At 63.3% G+C, this 17,765-nt stretch carries 23 protein-coding genes; 1 reads left to right on the forward strand and 22 read right to left on the reverse strand.

Annotation, left to right across the window (positions count from 1 at the left end; all coding sequences use genetic code 11):
* Window positions 1–11: 11 nt before the first annotated feature.
* The 21 genes from rpsH to rpsL form a co-directional block, all read right to left on the reverse strand.
* Window positions 12–404: a 30S ribosomal protein S8 gene (gene rpsH / locus V4F39_RS15265; protein WP_332290450.1), complete on the reverse strand. Its 393-nt coding sequence runs from the start codon at window positions 402–404 to the stop codon at window positions 12–14.
* A 24-nt stretch (window positions 405–428) separates the two neighbouring features.
* A complete protein-coding gene (rpsN, locus tag V4F39_RS15270) occupies window positions 429–734 on the reverse strand; it encodes a 30S ribosomal protein S14 (RefSeq protein WP_332290451.1) in 306 nt (101 codons plus the stop codon).
* An 8-nt stretch (window positions 735–742) separates the two neighbouring features.
* Window positions 743–1,282 (reverse strand): 50S ribosomal protein L5, encoded by a 540-nt coding sequence (gene rplE, locus V4F39_RS15275; protein WP_332290592.1) that lies wholly within the window; start codon window positions 1,280–1,282, stop codon window positions 743–745.
* A 98-nt stretch (window positions 1,283–1,380) separates the two neighbouring features.
* A complete protein-coding gene (gene rplX / locus V4F39_RS15280) occupies window positions 1,381–1,698 on the reverse strand; it encodes a 50S ribosomal protein L24 (protein WP_332290452.1) in 318 nt (105 codons plus the stop codon).
* Window positions 1,699–1,721: 23 nt separating this feature from the next.
* Window positions 1,722–2,090 carry a 50S ribosomal protein L14 gene (gene rplN, locus V4F39_RS15285; RefSeq protein WP_011831006.1) on the reverse strand — a complete coding sequence of 123 codons (369 nt, stop codon included), beginning with the start codon at window positions 2,088–2,090 and terminating at the stop codon, window positions 1,722–1,724.
* 200 nt (window positions 2,091–2,290) lie between these two features.
* Window positions 2,291–2,800, reverse strand: coding sequence for a peroxiredoxin (locus V4F39_RS15290; RefSeq protein WP_332290455.1), 510 nt, complete (start codon window positions 2,798–2,800; stop codon window positions 2,291–2,293).
* Window positions 2,801–2,901: 101 nt separating this feature from the next.
* Window positions 2,902–3,201: a 30S ribosomal protein S17 gene (gene rpsQ / locus V4F39_RS15295; protein ID WP_332290456.1), complete on the reverse strand. Its 300-nt coding sequence runs from the start codon at window positions 3,199–3,201 to the stop codon at window positions 2,902–2,904.
* The gene (gene rpmC / locus V4F39_RS15300) at window positions 3,198–3,398 is read right to left on the reverse strand and encodes a 50S ribosomal protein L29 (protein WP_332290458.1); all 201 of its coding nucleotides are present in this window, start codon (window positions 3,396–3,398) and stop codon (window positions 3,198–3,200) included. The genes rpsQ and rpmC overlap by 4 nt, the downstream gene beginning before the upstream one ends.
* 14 nt (window positions 3,399–3,412) lie before the next feature.
* On the reverse strand, window positions 3,413–3,829 hold the full coding sequence (gene rplP / locus V4F39_RS15305; protein ID WP_250198092.1) for a 50S ribosomal protein L16: 417 nt from the start codon (window positions 3,827–3,829) through the stop codon (window positions 3,413–3,415).
* Between the two features lie 2 nt (window positions 3,830–3,831).
* Window positions 3,832–4,665, reverse strand: a complete 834-nt coding sequence (gene rpsC / locus V4F39_RS15310; RefSeq protein ID WP_332290461.1) for a 30S ribosomal protein S3 — start codon at window positions 4,663–4,665, stop codon at window positions 3,832–3,834.
* A gap of 9 nt (window positions 4,666–4,674) precedes the next feature.
* Window positions 4,675–5,004 (reverse strand): 50S ribosomal protein L22, encoded by a 330-nt coding sequence (gene rplV / locus V4F39_RS15315; RefSeq protein WP_046110760.1) that lies wholly within the window; start codon window positions 5,002–5,004, stop codon window positions 4,675–4,677.
* A gap of 12 nt (window positions 5,005–5,016) precedes the next feature.
* Window positions 5,017–5,292: a 30S ribosomal protein S19 gene (gene rpsS, locus V4F39_RS15320; RefSeq protein ID WP_332290462.1), complete on the reverse strand. Its 276-nt coding sequence runs from the start codon at window positions 5,290–5,292 to the stop codon at window positions 5,017–5,019.
* A 17-nt stretch (window positions 5,293–5,309) separates the two neighbouring features.
* Window positions 5,310–6,134, reverse strand: a complete 825-nt coding sequence (gene rplB, locus V4F39_RS15325) for a 50S ribosomal protein L2 (protein WP_332290463.1) — start codon at window positions 6,132–6,134, stop codon at window positions 5,310–5,312.
* A complete protein-coding gene (rplW, locus tag V4F39_RS15330; protein WP_332290464.1) occupies window positions 6,134–6,454 on the reverse strand; it encodes a 50S ribosomal protein L23 in 321 nt (106 codons plus the stop codon). Before rplW ends, rplB begins: the two co-directional genes overlap by 1 nt.
* Window positions 6,451–7,071 (reverse strand): 50S ribosomal protein L4, encoded by a 621-nt coding sequence (gene rplD / locus V4F39_RS15335; protein ID WP_332290465.1) that lies wholly within the window; start codon window positions 7,069–7,071, stop codon window positions 6,451–6,453. Before rplD ends, rplW begins: the two co-directional genes overlap by 4 nt.
* On the reverse strand, window positions 7,071–7,751 hold the full coding sequence (rplC, locus tag V4F39_RS15340) for a 50S ribosomal protein L3 (protein ID WP_332290466.1): 681 nt from the start codon (window positions 7,749–7,751) through the stop codon (window positions 7,071–7,073). The genes rplD and rplC overlap by 1 nt, the downstream gene beginning before the upstream one ends.
* A 176-nt stretch (window positions 7,752–7,927) precedes the next feature.
* Window positions 7,928–8,239 (reverse strand): 30S ribosomal protein S10, encoded by a 312-nt coding sequence (rpsJ, locus tag V4F39_RS15345; RefSeq protein ID WP_046110754.1) that lies wholly within the window; start codon window positions 8,237–8,239, stop codon window positions 7,928–7,930.
* A gap of 80 nt (window positions 8,240–8,319) precedes the next feature.
* Window positions 8,320–9,510, reverse strand: a complete 1,191-nt coding sequence (gene tuf / locus V4F39_RS15350; RefSeq protein ID WP_332290467.1) for an elongation factor Tu — start codon at window positions 9,508–9,510, stop codon at window positions 8,320–8,322.
* 121 nt (window positions 9,511–9,631) lie between these two features.
* Window positions 9,632–11,734, reverse strand: a complete 2,103-nt coding sequence (fusA, locus tag V4F39_RS15355) for an elongation factor G (protein ID WP_332290469.1) — start codon at window positions 11,732–11,734, stop codon at window positions 9,632–9,634.
* 80 nt (window positions 11,735–11,814) lie between these two features.
* Entirely contained in the window at window positions 11,815–12,285 is a 471-nt protein-coding gene (gene rpsG / locus V4F39_RS15360) for a 30S ribosomal protein S7 (protein ID WP_046116048.1), read from the reverse strand.
* Between the two features lie 144 nt (window positions 12,286–12,429).
* Entirely contained in the window at window positions 12,430–12,807 is a 378-nt protein-coding gene (gene rpsL, locus V4F39_RS15365) for a 30S ribosomal protein S12 (RefSeq protein ID WP_250198100.1), read from the reverse strand.
* Between the two features lie 185 nt (window positions 12,808–12,992).
* On the opposite strand from rpsL, the gene V4F39_RS15370 reads away from it, so the two are divergent.
* Window positions 12,993–13,433, forward strand: a complete 441-nt coding sequence (locus V4F39_RS15370; protein ID WP_332290471.1) for a PIN domain-containing protein — start codon at window positions 12,993–12,995, stop codon at window positions 13,431–13,433.
* Window positions 13,434–13,520: 87 nt separating this feature from the next.
* On the opposite strand, the gene rpoC is transcribed toward V4F39_RS15370, so the two are convergent.
* The gene (gene rpoC / locus V4F39_RS15375; protein ID WP_332290472.1) at window positions 13,521–17,747 is read right to left on the reverse strand and encodes a DNA-directed RNA polymerase subunit beta'; all 4,227 of its coding nucleotides are present in this window, start codon (window positions 17,745–17,747) and stop codon (window positions 13,521–13,523) included.
* Between the last annotated feature and the right edge of the window lie 18 nt (window positions 17,748–17,765).

A 17,765-nucleotide genomic window follows, 5' to 3' on the forward strand; every position in this document is an offset into this window, starting at 1 on the left:
TCAGCCTCTCCTTATGCGACGTAGCAAAGGACTTCGCCGCCGATACCAGCTTGACGCGCCTTGCGATCGGTCATCACACCACGCGGCGTCGTGACGATCGCCACTCCCAGGCCATTCATCACCTGCGGGATGTCGTGCCGGCCCTTGTAGACCCGCAAGCCCGGGCGGCTGACACGCTCGATACGCTCGATCACCGGGCGTCCGGCGTAGTACTTCAGCGTCACCTCGAGCTCAGCCTTGCTGTCGCCCTTCACCGCGAAACCGTCGATGTAGCCCTCATCCTTCAGGACCTGGGCAATCGCAACTTTCAGCTTTGAAGCCGGCATCGTCACCGTAGCTTTCTCGACCATCTGCGCGTTGCGGATGCGAGTCAGCATGTCGGCGATCGGATCACTCATGCTCATTTATGGATCTCCTTCGACTGCCGATTACCAGCTGGCTTTGATGACGCCAGGGATATCACCCTTGAACGCCAAGTCACGGATCTTGCTGCGAGCCAGCCCAAACTTGCGGAACGTGCCACGAGGCCGCCCGGTCAACTCACAACGGTTACGCTGGCGCGTCGGATAAGCGTTGCGCGGCAGCTTTTGAAGTTCCAGGCGAGCAGCGTAACGCTCTTCTTCCGTGCGCTTGGCGTCGTTGATGACGGCCTTGAGCTCGTTGTACTTCTTGGAATACTTGGCAGCGAGTTGCTCGCGCTTCAGTTCACGTTGGATCAGGGAAACTTTGGCCACGAGGCACCTCAGTTCTTGAACGGGAAGCGGAAGGCCGTCAGCAACGCCTTGGCTTCGTCGTCGGTCTTGGCGGTGGTCGTGATACTGATGTTCAGACCGCGCAGCGCATCCACCTTGTCGTAATCGACTTCCGGGAAGATGATCTGCTCTTTGACGCCGATGTTGTAGTTGCCTCGACCATCGAAAGCACGGCCAGAGATACCACGGAAATCGCGAACACGCGGCAGCGCCACGGTCACGAAGCGGTCAAGAAACTCGTACATCCGAACGCCGCGCAGAGTAACCATGCAGCCGATGGGCACGCCATCTCGAATCTTGAAACCCGCGATCGCCTTCTTGGACTTGGTCACCACGGGCTTCTGTCCGGCAATCTTGGTCAGATCGGCCACAGCGTGGTCCATGACCTTCTTGTCCGAAACCGCCTCGCTGACACCCATGTTCAACGTGATCTTGGAGATGCGCGGCACCTCCATCGACGACTTGTAGCCGAACTTCTCGATCAGACCCGGCGCGATGCTTTCGCGGTAGATCGCCTGCAGGCGAGCCACACCAACCGGAGAAGATTCACCCGCCGGCACCGCAACCGACTTCTCGGCTTTGGGAGCCTTGCCCGCCTTTTGGGCCGCTTTGTCTTGCGCCATGATGTTTAAGCCTTGATCTCTTCGCCGCTGGACTTGAAGACTCGCACCTTCTTGCCGTCGGCCAACACCTTGACCCCCACACGGTCAGCCTTGCCGCTGGCCGCGTTGTAGATCGCGACGTTGGACTGGTGGATAGGCATCGTCTTGTCGACAACACCACCGGTCGTGCCCTTCATCGGGTTCGGCTTGACGTGCTTTTTCACGAGGTTCACGCCTTCCACGACGATGCGGTCAGCATCAACGCGCTGCGCAACCACACCTCGCTTGCCCTTGTCGCGACCGGTCAACACGACGACCTGGTCACCTTTGCGAATCTTGTTCATGGCTTGTCCTTGAGTAGCGAGCGTCAGAGGACTTCCGGCGCCAGCGACACGATCTTCATGAAGCGCTCGGTACGAAGCTCGCGCGTCACCGGACCAAAAATGCGGGTACCAATGGGCTCCAGCTTGGCGTTGAGCAACACCGCAGCGTTGCCGTCAAACTTCACAAGCGAACCGTCCTGGCGGCGCACACCCTTGGCGGTGCGGACCACCACAGCGCTGTAAACCTCACCCTTCTTTACGCGACCACGAGGCGCAGCTTCTTTGATGCTGACCTTGATCACGTCACCGATGCCGGCATAGCGGCGCTTGGAGCCACCAAGCACCTTGATGCACATGACGGACTTGGCGCCAGTGTTGTCCGCGACGTCAAGCCGCGATTGCATTTGGATCATGTTGTCATCCCAACTTGTCCAGCCACCCCGACCTGTGTGGCCGGGATGTCAGGCAGTCTTGGGCCCGTGGTGTGGGCGGATCCGCTGACCAATCCCTGCACAGCCGGCGGGCGCCGGGTGCGCGCAAGGATCAGCTTTGCGGCGAAGGGTGGATTATCAGCTCCCGCGCGCCACCATGTCAACAGCGCCGGGAAAAATCTTCATTGCTGCTGCACGAGCTTCAACATCGTCTGGGCGTCGCTGACCTCGAACTTGCCAGGTGCCTCGATGTGAAGCGCCCGCACGACGCCATCGACCACGAGCATCGAATAGCGTTGCGACCGCACCCCCATGCCTTTCCCGGTGAGATCCAGCGTGAGGCCGGCAGCTTTGGTGAAGTCCGCACTTCCGTCCGCCAGCATGCGGATCTTGCCCGCGACGCCTTGCTCTCTTCCCCAGGCCCCCATGACAAAGGCGTCGTTCACGGAGACGCACCAGATCTCATGCACGCCCGCGCGCCGCAGTTCGTCCGCCAGCGCCACATAGCCGGGTACGTGCTTCGCGGAGCAGGTGGGCGTGAAAGCCCCTGGCAACGCAAAAACCGCCACAGTCTTCCCAGCCGCGTCCGACGTCACATCGACCGGTCGCGGGCCGAGCGCGCAACCCTCCGTTGCCGTGTCGACGAACTCCTGCAATGTGACCGCAGGCAAGCGGTCCCCTACTTTCAGCATGGCTCGATCCCCCAGAGGCCGGAAATGGCCCAACAGTCAAAGAAAACGGCCGGTGCACCCTCGAGTGCACCGGCCGCCATGATGATGCAACGTAAGTAGCCTTAGACCGCTTCCGCCTTCTTGACCAGGCGAGTCACGCGCCAAGACTTCGTCTTGGAGATGGGACGGCCTTCGGTGATTTCCACCACGTCGCCTGTCTTGTACTCACCGGACTCATCATGCGCATGGTACTTGTTGGAGCGGGCGACGATCTTGCCGTACAGCTCATGCATGAAACGCCGCTCAACCAGCACGGTCACGGTCTTCGCACGCTTGTCGCTGACGACCGTGCCGATGAAAGAGCGAGGGACGCGGTTCGGCGTCACCTTGTCTTGTCCTTGCTCGGTGGCTTGCTCGCTCATTTCGCGGCCTCCTTCTTCTTCTCGGCCAGGACGGTCTTGACGCGAGCGATGTCGCGGCGCGTCTTGCCGAGAACGGTGTGGTTGCTCAGTTGCTGAGTCGCCTTCTGCATGCGCAGGCCGAAATGGGCCTTCAGCAGGTCGGAGACTTCTTTCTCGAGCGCCGCCACGTCCTTGCTACGCAGTTCGGATGCTTTCATGGTGTTTCCTTCGATCAGGTGCCGACTTGGCGCGCCACGAAGGTGCAGCTCAAGGGCAGCTTGGCTGCAGCGAGCGTGAACGCCTCGCGGGCCAACGCTTCCGGCACGCCGTTGATCTCGTACAGCACCTTGCCTGGCTGGATCTCGGCAACGTAGTACTCTGGGTTGCCCTTACCGTTACCCATCCGGACTTCCGCCGGCTTCTGAGAAATCGGCTTGTCAGGAAAGATGCGGATGAAAATACGGCCACCGCGTTTGATGTGACGCGAGATCGCGCGACGAGCCGCCTCGATCTGACGCGCAGTCAGGCGACCACGTTCGGTGGCCTTGAGACCGAATTCGCCGAACGACACGGCAGCGCCGCGCGTGGCCACGCCGGTGTTGCGGCCCTTCTGTTCCTTGCGGAACTTACGACGAGAGGGTTGCAGCATGTTTATTCTCCTTTGGCGCCAGGTGCAGCGGCCGTACGCGGCACGCGCTTCGCACCGGCCGGCCCGCGGGCGTCACCCGAAGGCGCAGCGCCATCGCGGCGCTCACCAGGACGGCCACGACCGCCCGGAGCACCACCGGGGCGCGGACCACGACGCGGACGGCGATCGTCTTCCGGCACATCCGACTTCAGCGCCGGCACTTCGCCATTGGCCAGTCGGTCACCTCGGTAGACCCAGCACTTGACACCGATGATGCCGTACGTGGTCTTAGCCTCGGAGAAGCCGTAGTCGATGTCCGCCTTCAACGTATGCAGAGGCACACGGCCTTCGCGATACCACTCGCATCGTGCGATTTCGATGCCGTTCAGGCGCCCCGACGACATGATCTTGATGCCCTGGGCACCCAGGCGCATCGCGTTCTGCATGGCGCGCTTCATCGCGCGGCGGAACATGATGCGCTTTTCGAGCTGTTGGGTGATCGAGTCGGCGATCAGCTGGGCATCGACTTCAGGCTTGCGCACTTCTTCGATGTTCACCGCGACGGGAACGCCAAGGCGGCGCGTCAGCTCGGCCTTGAGGTTCTCGATGTCCTCGCCCTTCTTGCCGATCACCACGCCCGGACGCGCCGAGAAGATGGTGATGCGGGCATTCTTGGCCGGACGCTCGATCAGCACACGCGACACCGCGGCGTTCTTGAGCTTCGCCTTCAGGTAGTCGCGGACATCCAAGTCCTCGGCCAGCATCTGGCTGAAGTTCTTGTTCGTCGCGAACCAGCGCGAGGCCCACGCACGCGTGACGGGCAGGCGGAAGCCGGTTGGATGGATCTTCTGTCCCATGGTCTTCCTTTAGTTGCCGACGGTCACGTAGATGTGCGCGGTCGGCTTGCTGATGCGGTTGCCGCGGCCCTTGGCCCGGGCGGAGAACCGCTTCAGCGTCGCGCCTTGCTCGACGTAAATCGACTTGACGCGCAGTTCGTCGATGTCGGCACCATCGTTGTGCTCGGCATTGGCGATGGCCGATTCGAGCGCCTTCTTGATGATGCCGGCGGCCTTCTTGGGCGTGAACGTCAGGATGTTGAGCGCCTGATCGACCTTCTTGCCGCGAATCAGGTCGGCCACCAGCCGGCCCTTGTCGCAGGAAAGACGCACGCCGCGAACGATTGCTTGAGTTTCCATCGTCGCTGCCCCTTACCTCTTGGCCTTCTTGTCGGCCGGGTGACCCTTGAAGGTCCGCGTCAGCGCGAACTCGCCCAGCTTGTGACCGACCATCTGGTCGCTCACGTAGACCGGCACGTGCTGCTTGCCGTTGTGCACGGCGATCGTCAGGCCGATGAACTCGGGCAGGATCGTCGAGCGGCGCGACCAGGTCTTGATCGGCTTCTTGTCCTTGATGGCCACGGCCTTCTCGACCTTGGCTTGCAAGTGATGGTCTACGAAGGGGCCCTTCTTGAGAGAACGTGTCATGGGTGTCCTCCGCCTTCTTACTTCTTGCGACGCGAGACGATGAACGTCTGCGTGCGCTTGTTGCTGCGGGTACGGTAGCCCTTGGTCATCGTGTTCCACGGCGACACAGGCACCTGGCCTTCGCCGGTACGACCTTCACCACCACCGTGCGGGTGATCCACCGGGTTCATCGCCACACCGCGGACGGTCGGGCGGATGCCCTTCCAGCGGATCGCACCGGCCTTGCCGTACTGGCGCAGGCTGTGCTCTTCATTGCTGACTTCACCGATGGTGGCACGGCAATCGATGTGGATACGGCGAACCTCGCCGGAACGCAGGCGAAGCTGAGCGTACGAACCTTCGCGCGCCATCAGCGTCACCGAGGTGCCGGCCGAGCGCGCGATCTGCGCGCCCTTGCCGGGCAGCAGCTCGATGCAATGCACGATCGAACCGACCGGGATGTTGCGGATCGGCAGCGTGTTGCCCGCCTTGATCGGCGCTTCGGCACCGCTCAGCAGCGTCGCGCCGACTTCCAGACCGCGCGGCGCGATGATGTAGCGACGCTCACCGTCGGCGTAGCACACCAGCGCGATGTGGGCCGTGCGGTTCGGGTCGTACTCGATGCGCTCGACCTTCGCCGGAATGCCGTCCTTGTTGCGAACGAAGTCGACAACACGGTAGTGCTGCTTGTGACCGCCGCCACGGTGACGAATCGTGATGTGGCCGTTGTTGTTACGGCCGGCGTTTTGCTTCTGCGGCTCAAGCAGCGATGCCTCGGGCTTGCCCTTGTGCAGATGCTTGTGCACCACCTTCACCACGGCACGGCGGCCAGGCGAAGTCGGCTTGACTTTGACGACAGCCATTACGCGCTCTCCCCGGAGAAGTTCAGTTCCTGGCCAGCCTTCAGGCAGACGTAGGCCTTCTTGACATGGTCACGACGGCCGATGGAACGACCGAATCGCTTGACCTTGCCCTTCTGGTTCACGGTCTGCACGGAGTCCACTTCGACCTTGAACATCAGCTCGACGGCCGCCTTGATCTCGGGCTTGGTGGCATTGCGCAGGACCTTGAACAACACCTGGTTGTTCTTCTCGCCCACGCTGGTGGCCTTTTCAGACACGATCGGCGCGACCAGCACCTGGGCCAGACGGCCCTCATCGAATTTTTGCGGAGCGGTGCTCATGCAAACATCTCCTTGAGCTGCTCGATGGCCGCCTTGGTCACCAGCACCTTCTTGTAGAAGACCAGCGAGAGCGGATCGGCATAGCGCGGCTCGACAACCAGCACGTTGGCCAGGTTGCGCGATGCCAGCAACAGGTTTTCGTCGACGCTGTCGGCGATCACCATGACCGACTGCAGACCCATGCCCTTGAACTTCTGGGCGAGCTGCTTTGTCTTCGGCGAATCAACAGTGAAGGAATCCACCACCGCCAGGCGACCGTCGCGCGCGAGCTGCGACAGGATCGACGCCATGCCGGCGCGGTACATCTTCTTGTTGACCTTCTGGGTGAAGTTTTCGTCCGGGCTGTTCGGGAAGATCCGACCGCCCCCACGCCACAGCGGCGACGACGTCATACCGGCACGCGCGCGGCCCGTGCCCTTTTGGCGGAACGGCTTCTTCGTCGAGTGCTTGACGACGCCACGATCCTTCTGGGCACGCGTGCCTTGGCGGGCGTTGGCCTGGTAGGCCACCACCACCTGGTGCACGAGCGCTTCGTTGTAGTCGCGGGCGAAAACGGTATCGGGTGCTTCCACCTTGTCGGTGGCTTGGCCTTGTTCGTTCAGGAGCTCGAGCTGCATCACTGGGCTCCCTTCACAGCCTTGGCCTTGATCGCCGGGCGCACGACCACGTGGCCGTTCTTGGCACCGGGGACGGCACCCTTGACCAGCAGCAGCTGGCGGGCTTCGTCGACGCGCACGATGTCGAGGTTCTGGGTCGTCACGGTGACGTCGCCACGGTGGCCGGACATCTTCTTGCCCGGGAACACACGACCCGGATCCTGCGCCATCGAGATCGAGCCGGGCACGTTGTGCGAACGGCTGTTACCGTGGGACGCGCGCTGCGAACCGAAGTTGTGGCGCTTGATGGTGCCCGTGAAGCCCTTGCCGATGGACGTGCCCTGCACGTCGACGACCTGGCCCGCGGCGAACAAGGTCACCGGCACGGTGCCGCCAGCCTTGTATTCGGCCGCCACTTCGGCGGGCACGCGGAATTCCTTGAGCACTTCGCCTGCGAGCACACCCGCCTTGGCGAGGTGACCGGCTTCAGGCTTGGTCACGCGCGATGCGCGACGCGTGCCGAACGCCACCTGGATGGCGCTGTAACCGTCGGTCTCGACGGTCTTGACCTGGGCGACGCGGTTGTTGGACACGTCGAGCACCGTCACGGGCACGGCATCGCCGTCGTCCGTGAAGATGCGCATCATGCCCACCTTGCGGCCCAGCAATCCGAGCCGATGGCTCGCGCTTGCGGTCGTCATGGTTCTTCTCCAGCCCCCTGCCGATGCAGAGAGCCCGGTTGCACAACACCCGACATCGATTGGCCGGGTTGACTAGGTTTTCGTCGCCAACCCCTTAGGGCTGGCGCGAAAAGCCTGCGAGTGTAGCAGATTGAGCCACCCACCGCAGGCAAGCCGCTGGAAAGCGGCTCAATGCGTTACTGCAGCTTGATCTCGACGTCGACACCGGCCGGGAGGTCGAGCTTCATCAACGCGTCGACCGTCTTGTCCGTCGGATCGACGATGTCCATCAGGCGTTGATGGGTGCGGATTTCGAACTGGTCACGCGACGTCTTGTTGACGTGCGGCGAACGCAGGATGTCGAAACGCTGCATGCGCGTCGGCAGCGGCACGGGGCCACGGACAATGGCGCCGGTACGCTTGGCGGTGTCGACGATCTCGAGGGCCGACTGGTCGATCAGCTTGTAATCGAAAGCCTTCAGGCGGATGCGGATCTTTTGCTTTTGCATGACGATTCCTTCAAAGAGCGGGCAGCCGAAGCTGCGAGGTTGTGGAACCCGGGCTCGCAAGAACCCGGGCCGTCACGCAATTACTCGATGATCTTGGCGACGACGCCCGCACCGACGGTGCGGCCGCCTTCACGGATGGCGAAGCGCAGGCCTTCTTCCATCGCGATCGGCGCGATCAGCTTGACCGTGATGCTGACGTTGTCGCCAGGCATCACCATTTCCTTGTCCTTCGGCAGCTCCACCGCGCCCGTCACGTCCGTCGTGCGGAAGTAGAACTGCGGACGGTAGTTGTTGAAGAACGGCGTGTGGCGCCCGCCTTCTTCCTTGCTCAGCACGTACACCTCGGCGGTGAAGTGCGTGTGCGGCTTGATCGAGCCCGGCTTGCACAGCACTTGGCCGCGCTCGACGTCTTCACGCTTGGTGCCGCGCAGCAGGATGCCGACGTTGTCGCCCGCCTGGCCTTGGTCCAGCAGCTTGCGGAACATTTCGACGCCCGTGCAGGTGGTCTTCTGCGTGGCGCGGATGCCGACGATTTCGATTTCTTCGCCAACCTTGACGATGCCGCGCTCGACACGGCCGGTCACGACGGTGCCGCGGCCGGAGATCGAGAACACGTCTTCGACGGGCATCAGGAAGGCGCCGTCCACGGCACGCTCCGGCGTCGGGATGTAGCTGTCCAGCGCATCGGCCAGCGCCAGGATGGCCTGCTCGCCCAGCTCGCCCTTGTCGCCTTCGAGCGCCAGCTTGGCCGAGCCCTTGACGATCGGGGTGTCGTCGCCGGGGAAGTCGTACTTGCTGAGCAGTTCGCGCACTTCCATCTCGACGAGCTCAAGCAGCTCGGCGTCGTCGACCATGTCGCACTTGTTCAGGAACACGATGATGTACGGCACACCAACCTGGCGGGCCAGCAGGATGTGCTCGCGCGTCTGGGGCATCGGGCCGTCAGCGGCCGAGCACACCAGGATCGCACCGTCCATCTGCGCCGCGCCCGTGATCATGTTCTTCACGTAGTCGGCGTGCCCGGGGCAGTCAACGTGCGCGTAGTGCCGGTTCGCGGTCTCGTATTCCACGTGCGCCGTGTTGATCGTGATCCCGCGCGCCTTCTCTTCCGGCGCCGCGTCGATCTGGTCGTACGCCTTCGCCTCGCCGCCGAACTTCGCCGACAGAATCGTCGTGATCGCCGCCGTCAGCGTCGTCTTCCCATGGTCCACGTGACCAATCGTGCCCACGTTCACGTGCGGCTTGGTCCGCTCAAACTTACCTTTTGCCATTTCAATTTCTCCGTATCAAAGAGCAGTTCCAGTGCGGGGTTTTAGGTTTCCGGCCGGATGCTGACTCGTTCGCCACTGGCAGCGAACGGCACCCGGCCGAAGACCGGCTTAGAACAGCGTTTTACTTGCCGCGCGCGGTGATGATCGCGTCGGCGACGTTCTTCGGAGCTTCGCTGTAGTGCTTGAACTCCATCGTGTACGTGGCCCGGCCTTGCGTGGCCGAACGCAACGTGGTGGAGTAGCCGAACATCTCCGACAGCGGAACTTCCGCCTTGATGATCTTGCCGCCACCGGCGATGTCGTCCATGCCCTGCACCATGCCGCGGCGGGAGGACAGATCGCCCATCACCGTGCCGGCGTAGTCCTCGGGCGTCTCGACTTCCACGGCCATCATCGGCTCGAGGATGACGGGATTGGCCTTGCGGCAACCGTCCTTGAAGCCCATCGACGCCGCCATCTTGAAGGCGTTTTCGTTGGAGTCCACTTCGTGGTACGAACCGAAGGTCAGCGTGACCTTCACGTCCACCACCGGGTAGCCTGCGAGCACGCCGTTCGGCAGCGTGTCGATGATGCCCTTCTCGACCGCCGGGATGAACTCGCGCGGCACCACGCCACCCTTGATGGCATCGACGAATTCGAAGCCCTTGCCGGGTTCCTGCGGCTCGACCTTCAGCACGACGTGGCCGTACTGGCCCTTACCGCCCGACTGTCGAACGAACTTGCCTTCGACGTCCTCGACGGCCTTGCGAATCGTTTCGCGGTAAGCCACCTGCGGCTTGCCGACGTTCGCCTCCACGCCGAACTCCCGCTTCATCCGGTCGACGATGATTTCCAGATGGAGTTCGCCCATGCCGGAGATGATGGTCTGGCCGGACTCTTCGTCGGTGCGTACGCGGAACGACGGATCTTCCTGCGCCAGACGGCCCAGGGCGATACCCATCTTTTCCTGGTCGGCCTTGGTCTTCGGCTCCACGGCCTGCGAGATCACGGGCTCCGGGAACACCATCTTCTCGAGCGTGATCACCGAGTCGGGATCACACAGCGTTTCGCCGGTGGTGACGTCCTTCAAGCCGACGCAAGCGGCGATGTCGCCCGCCAGGATCTCCTTGATTTCCTCGCGCTGGTTCGCGTGCATCTGCAGGATCCGGCCGATGCGCTCCTTCTTGCCGCGAATCGGGTTGTAGACCGAGTCGCCGGACTTCAGCACGCCCGAATACACGCGGACGAACGTCAGCTGGCCGACGTACGGGTCGGTCATCAACTTGAACGCCAGGGCCGCGAACTTCTCGTTGTCGTCGGCCTTGCGGGTGGTCTCCTTCTCGTCGTCATCGGTACCAGCCACCGGCGGGATATCGATCGGCGAAGGCAGGAAGTCGATCACGGCGTCCAGCATGCGCTGCACACCCTTGTTCTTGAAGGCGGTGCCGCACAGCATCGGCTGGATTTCGGTCGCGATCGTCCGGATGCGCAGGCCTTGCTTGATCTCTTCCTCGGTCAGTTCGCCCGACTCGAGGTACTTGTTCATCAGTTCTTCGCTGGCTTCAGCCGCAGCCTCCACCATGCCTTCGCGCCACTTCTCGCACTCAGCTTGCAGTTCGGCCGGGATGTCCTCGTACGAGAACTTCATGCCTTGCGAGGCCTCGTCCCAGATGATCGCCTTCATCTTGAAGAGGTCAACCACGCCCTTGAAGTTGTCTTCGGCGCCGATGGGCACGACGACGGGCACGGGGTTGGCCTTCAGCCGGGCCTTCATCTGGTCATAGACCTTGAAGAAGTTGGCGCCGGTGCGGTCCATCTTGTTGACGAATGCCAGGCGCGGCACCTTGTACTTGTTGGCTTGGCGCCAGACCGTCTCGGACTGCGGCTGCACGCCACCGACCGCGCAGTACACCATGCACGCGCCGTCCAACACCCGCATCGAGCGCTCGACCTCGATGGTGAAGTCGACGTGCCCCGGCGTATCGATGATGTTGAAGCGATGTTCCGGGTAGGACATGTCCATACCCTTCCAGAAGCAGGTCGTGGCGGCCGAGGTGATCGTGATCCCCCGCTCCTGCTCCTGCTCCATCCAGTCCATCGTCGCAGCGCCGTCGTGCACCTCGCCGATCTTGTGGTTCACACCGGTGTAATACAGGATGCGCTCGGTCGTGGTGGTTTTGCCAGCATCGATGTGCGCCGAGATACCGATGTTGCGGTAGCGCTCGATGGGGGTCTTGCGGGACATGGTGTAGCTCCAAATGCAGGGGCCGCTCGCGGGTTCGTGTAAACCCGAGGAGCGGCCAAGGGAACGTTGGAAAGGTCGGCTTAGAAGCGGAAGTGCGAGAAGGCCTTGTTGGCTTCGGCCATGCGGTGCACTTCGTCGCGCTTCTTCATCGCGCCGCCGCGGCCTTCCGAGGCTTCGAGCAGCTCATTGGCCAGACGGGCAGCCATCGACTTCTCGCCACGCTTGCGCGCCGAGTCCTTCAGCCAACGCATGGCCAGCGCCATGCGGCGGACGGGGCGAACTTCCACGGGAACTTGGTAGTTCGCACCACCGACACGGCGGGACTTCACTTCGACCATCGGCTTCACGTTGTTCAGCGCGGTCATGAAGATCTCGAGCGGATCCTTGTTGGCCTTCTTCTCGACCTGGTCGAGGGCACCGTAGATGATGCGCTCGGCCACGGCCTTCTTGCCGGACTCCATGACGACGTTCATGAACTTCGAGAGATCGACGCTGCCGAACTTCGGGTCGGGCAGGATCTCGCGCTTGGGTACTTCGCGGCGACGTGGCATTTCAATCTTCCTTTTCAGCTTCAGTTGGCACGGATTTCATCCCGCACCGCGGACGGCCATATGACATGAGGCCACCCACTTACTCGGCGAACCTGCAGGCTCACCGCAACGTGCAATCGGCGAGTTCCGATTGCGCTTTCGGCTTTAAGCCTTCTTCGGGCGCTTGGCGCCGTACTTCGAACGCGCCTGCTTGCGGTCCTTGACGCCTTGCAGGTCAAGAGAGCCGCGAACGATGTGGTAGCGCACACCCGGCAGATCCTTGACCCGGCCGCCACGCACGAGCACGACGCTGTGCTCTTGCAGGTTGTGGCCTTCACCGCCGATGTACGAGATGACCTCGAAGCCGTTGGTCAGGCGCACCTTGGCAACCTTACGAAGCGCGGAGTTCGGCTTCTTCGGCGTGGTGGTGTAGACGCGGGTGCAGACACCGCGGCGCTGGGGGCCGCCCTGCATAGCAGGCGACTTGGATTTCGTGGCCTCGACCTCACGGCCATGGCGCACGAGCTGGTTGATGGTAGGCATGTGGACTTGTTCCCGTTTGAAGTCACGCAATGGTTTCTTTCGGGAGACCCACCAACGCCCCTGACAAGCACTCTCAAACGCGGACCGCGCGGGAAGCAGCAGGCGACAAAGAGCGCAGCAGGATCTGCCGAAGAACCGGCGAGTATATTCGGAACCCCTGAGAGACAGCAAGCAACGCCGTAGGAATGCAGAACATCCCCAGCGCCGTGCTGGACACCAACGTGGTGCTCGACTGGATGGTCTTCGACAACCCCGTGGTGCGTCCACTCGCTGAAGCCATTCGCGCAGGCCGCGTGCAGTGGCTGGCCTGCCAGCGCATGCGCGACGAATTGGCGCACGTGCTGGGTCGCGGGGTGGGCGGCCCGCCCGATGCGGGCAGCCAGGCGCTGTCGTGCTGGGACGCGCATGCGCAGCTCCGGCCCCTGCACGCGCCGGGCGCGGGCGAACGGTTGCACTGCACCGACGCGGACGACCAGGTGTTCATCGACTTCGCCGTCGTGTTCCGCGTCCGCTGGCTGCTCACCCGCGATCGTGCGCTGTTGAAGCTGGCCAAGCGTGCGCGCCGATGGGATGTGGACGTGGTGACCCCGGAGCGCTGGATTCAGGCTTTTGCCGCCCCCGCCTGAGTGGCGGAGCACCAAAAAGGAAAAAGGGCAGCCGAAGCTGCCCTTTTGTTCGACCCGGGGCGCTGTTGCCAGGCCCGGTGCCGATGCTTACTCGGCCGCGTCGTCCGAAGGCGAGTCGCTGCCAACGGCCGCCAGCTGGGCTGCCGCCAGCTCCTCGGCCTCCTGCAGGGCGATCGCACGGCGTTCGCTCTCGTCCATGTCTTCCTTGACACGGCGAGCCTCGTGGAAGGCCATGCCGGTGCCCGCGGGGATCAGGCGGCCGACGATGACGTTTTCCTTCAGGCCACGCAGCTCATCGCGCTTGCCCATGATCGCCGCCTCGGTCAGCACGCGCGTCGTTTCTTGGAACGACGCGGCGGAGATGAACGAATCGGTCGACAACGAAGCCTTCGTGATGCCGAGCAGCACGTCGGCGTGCGTCGCGGTGATCTTCCCTTCGCCGCGCAGGCGGTCGTTGGTATCCAGCAGCTCCGAGCGCTCGACCTGTTCGCCGGCGATGTAGGACGAATCGCCCGGGTTGACGATCTGCACGCGGCGCAGCATCTGGCGAACGATCACCTCGATGTGCTTGTCGTTGATCTTCACGCCCTGCAAGCGGTAGACGTCCTGCACTTCGTCGACGATGTAGCGCGCCAGTTCCTCGATGCCCAGCAGGCGCAGGATGTCCTGCGGGTCCGCCGCGCCGTCGACGATCAGTTCGCCGCGGTTCACCACCTGGCCCTCGTGGACCAGGATGTTCTTTTCCTTCGGCACCAGTTCCTCGTAGACCTGGCCTTCCGGATCGGTGATCTGCAGGCGCACCTTGCCCTTGGTCTCCTTGCCGAACGACACCGTGCCGGTGCGCTCAGCCAGCGTGCCGACGTCCTTCGGTGAACGCGCCTCGAACAGCTCGGCCACCCGCGGCAGACCGCCGGTGATGTCCCGCGTCTTCTGGCCTTCGACCGGAATACGTGCCAGCACTTCGCCCGGCGCCAGGTCCTGGCCGTCGCGCACCTGGATCAGCGCGCCGACCTGGAAGCCGATCGTCACCGAGTGGTCGGTGCCGGGAATCTTCACTTCCTGGCCGGCGGCATCCAGCAGCTTGACCTGCGGACGCACCACCTTGGTCGCGCCGCGGCGCTTCGGGTCGATCACGACCAGGGTCGACAAGCCCGTCACTTCGTCGACCTGCTTGGCGACCGTCACACCCTCTTCCACGTTCTCGAAGCGCGCCTTGCCGGCGAACTCCGTGATGATGGGACGGGTCAGCGGATCCCAGTTCGCCAGGACCGTACCGGCCTTGATCTGCTGGTCTGCGGTGACGTTGAGCGTGGCACCGTACGGCACCTTGTGGCGCTCGCGCTCGCGGCCGTGCGGATCGAGGATGACGATTTCGCCGGAACGCGAGATCACCACCAGTTCGCCCTTGCCATTCGTCACGTAGCGCATCGTGGCGTTGAAGCCGATGATGCCGTCGCTCTTCGCCTCGACGCTGTTCGCCACGGCGGCGCGCGATGCGGCGCCGCCGATGTGGAACGTACGCATCGTCAGCTGCGTGCCGGGTTCGCCGATCGACTGCGCGGCGATCACGCCGACCGCCTCGCCGACGTTCACCAGGCCGCCGCGGCCCAGGTCGCGGCCGTAGCACTTGGCACACAGGCCGAACCGCGTGGCGCAGGTCAGCGGCGTGCGGACCTTCACCTCGTCGGCGCCTGCCGACTCGAGCACGTCCAGCGTCTCTTCGTCGAGCATCTGCCCCGCCGGCACCAGGATCGCCTGGGTCTCGGGATGCAGCACTTCGACGGCGGCGACGCGGCCCAGCACGCGATCACGCAGCGACTCGATGACTTCGCCACCCTCGACCAGCGCGCGCATCGCGATGCCGTTCTCGGTGTCGCAGTCGTTCTCGGTGACCACCAGATCCTGCGTCACGTCGACCAGACGGCGTGTCAGGTAGCCGGAGTTCGCGGTCTTCAGGGCCGTGTCCGCCAGGCCCTTACGGGCACCGTGGGTCGAGATGAAGTACTGCAGAACGTTCAGGCCTTCGCGGAAGTTCGCGGTGATCGGCGTCTCGATGATCGAGCCATCCGGCTTGGCCATCAGGCCCCGCATGCCGGCCAGCTGGCGGATCTGCGCGGCGGAACCCCGGGCGCCGGAGTCGGCCATCATGTAGATGGAGTTGAAGGACTCCTGGTCGACCTGGTTGCCGTGGCGGTCGGTCACCTTCTGTTTGGACAGCTGCGACATCATGACCTTGCCGACTTCGTCGCCGGTCTTGCCCCAGATGTCCACGACCTTGTTGTATCGCTCGCCGGCCGTCACGAGACCCGAGACGTACTGCTGCTCGATCTCCTTGACTTCCTTCTCGGCGCGGTCGATCAGGCCCTGCTTCTCCTTCGGCACCAGCATGTCGTCGATGGCGATCGAGATGCCCGCGCGCGTGGCCAGGCGGAAGCCCGACTGCAGCAGCTTGTCCGCGAACACCACCGTCTCCTTGAGGCCGCAGGTGCGGAAGGACACGTTGATGAGCTTGGAGATCTCCTTCTTCTTCAGCGCTTTGTTGATGTTGCTGAAGGGCAGGCCCTTGGGCAGGATCTCGGACAGCAGTGCGCGGCCGACGGTGGTATCGACGAGCTTGGTCTCCGGCACGAACTCGCCGGTATCCTTGTTCTTCGTGTACTGCACCAGGCGCACGGCGATCTTCGCGGTGATCTCGACCACGCCGTTGTCCAGCGCGCGCTGGACTTCGACCACGTCGGAGAACACCAGGCCCTCGCCCTTGCCGTTGGTGCGTTCACGGGTCGCGTAGTACAGGCCCAGCACCACGTCCTGCGACGGCACGATCGACGGTTCCCCGTTGGCCGGGAACAGCACGTTGTTCGAAGCCAGCATCAGCGTGCGGGCTTCCATCTGCGCTTCGATCGACAGCGGCACGTGGACGGCCATCTGGTCGCCGTCGAAGTCAGCGTTGAACGCCGCGCAGACCAGCGGGTGCAGCTGGATGGCCTTGCCTTCGATCAGCACCGGCTCGAACGCCTGGATGCCCAGGCGGTGCAGCGTCGGCGCGCGGTTCAGCAGGACCGGGTGCTCCTTGATGACTTCTTCGAGGATGTCCCAGACCACCGGCGTGCCGGACTCGACTTCCTTCTTCGCCGCCTTGATGGTCGTGGCGATGCCCATCGCCTCGAGGCGCGAGAAGATGAAGGGCTTGAACAGCTCCAGCGCCATCAGCTTCGGCAGGCCGCACTGGTGCAGCTTGAGCGTCGGGCCGACCACGATGACCGAACGGCCCGAGTAGTCGACGCGCTTGCCCAGCAGGTTCTGGCGGAAGCGGCCGCTCTTGCCCTTGATCATGTCGGCCAGCGACTTGAGGGCGCGCTTGTTCGCGCCGGTCATGGCCTTGCCGCGACGGCCGTTGTCGAGCAGCGAGTCGACGGCTTCCTGCAGCATCCGCTTTTCGTTGCGGACGATGATCTCGGGCGCCTTCAGCTCCAGCAGCCGCGCGAGGCGGTTGTTGCGGTTGATGACGCGGCGGTACAGGTCGTTCAGGTCGGACGTCGCGAAACGGCCGCCATCCAGCGGCACCAGCGGACGCAGGTCCGGCGGCAGCACGGGCAGCACTTCCAGCACCATCCAACTCGGCTTGATGCCCGAACGCTTGAAGGCTTCCATCACCTTCAGGCGCTTGGAGTTCTTCTTGATCTTGAGCTCGCTGCCGGTCATGTCGCCGCGCAGCTTCTCGATCTCGACGTCGAGGTCCATCTCCTCGAGCAGCTTCTTGATGCCTTCAGCGCCCATCAGGGCGACGAACTCCTCGCCGAACTCGATGCGCTTCGCGTCGTAGTCGTCCTCGCTCATGATCGAGAACTTCTTCAGCGGCGTCATGCCCGGGTCGACGACGACATAGGCTTCGAAGTACAGCACACGCTCGATGTCGCGCAGCGTCATGTCGAGCACCAGGCCCAGACGCGACGGCAGCGACTTCAGGAACCAGATGTGCGCGCACGGCGCCGCCAGGTCGATGTGACCCATGCGGTCACGGCGAACCTTGGTCTGCGTGACTTCGACGCCGCACTTCTCGCAGATCACGCCACGGTGCTTCAGGCGCTTGTACTTGCCGCACAGGCACTCGTAGTCCTTGATGGGGCCGAAGATCTTGGCGCAGAACAGGCCGTCGCGCTCGGGCTTGAACGTCCGGTAGTTGATCGTCTCGGGCTTCTTCACTTCGCCGAACGACCACGAGCGGATCTTCTCGGGCGAGGCCAGCCCGATCTTGATCGCGTCGAAGTGTTCGTCGGGCGTGAATTGCTTGAAAAGGTCGAGTAGTCCCTTCATGCCTTTTCTCCTGTTCCC

This window comes from Aquincola agrisoli (assembly GCF_036621135.1).
In the GTDB taxonomy this organism is placed as follows: domain Bacteria; phylum Pseudomonadota; class Gammaproteobacteria; order Burkholderiales; family Burkholderiaceae_C; genus Aquincola; species Aquincola agrisoli.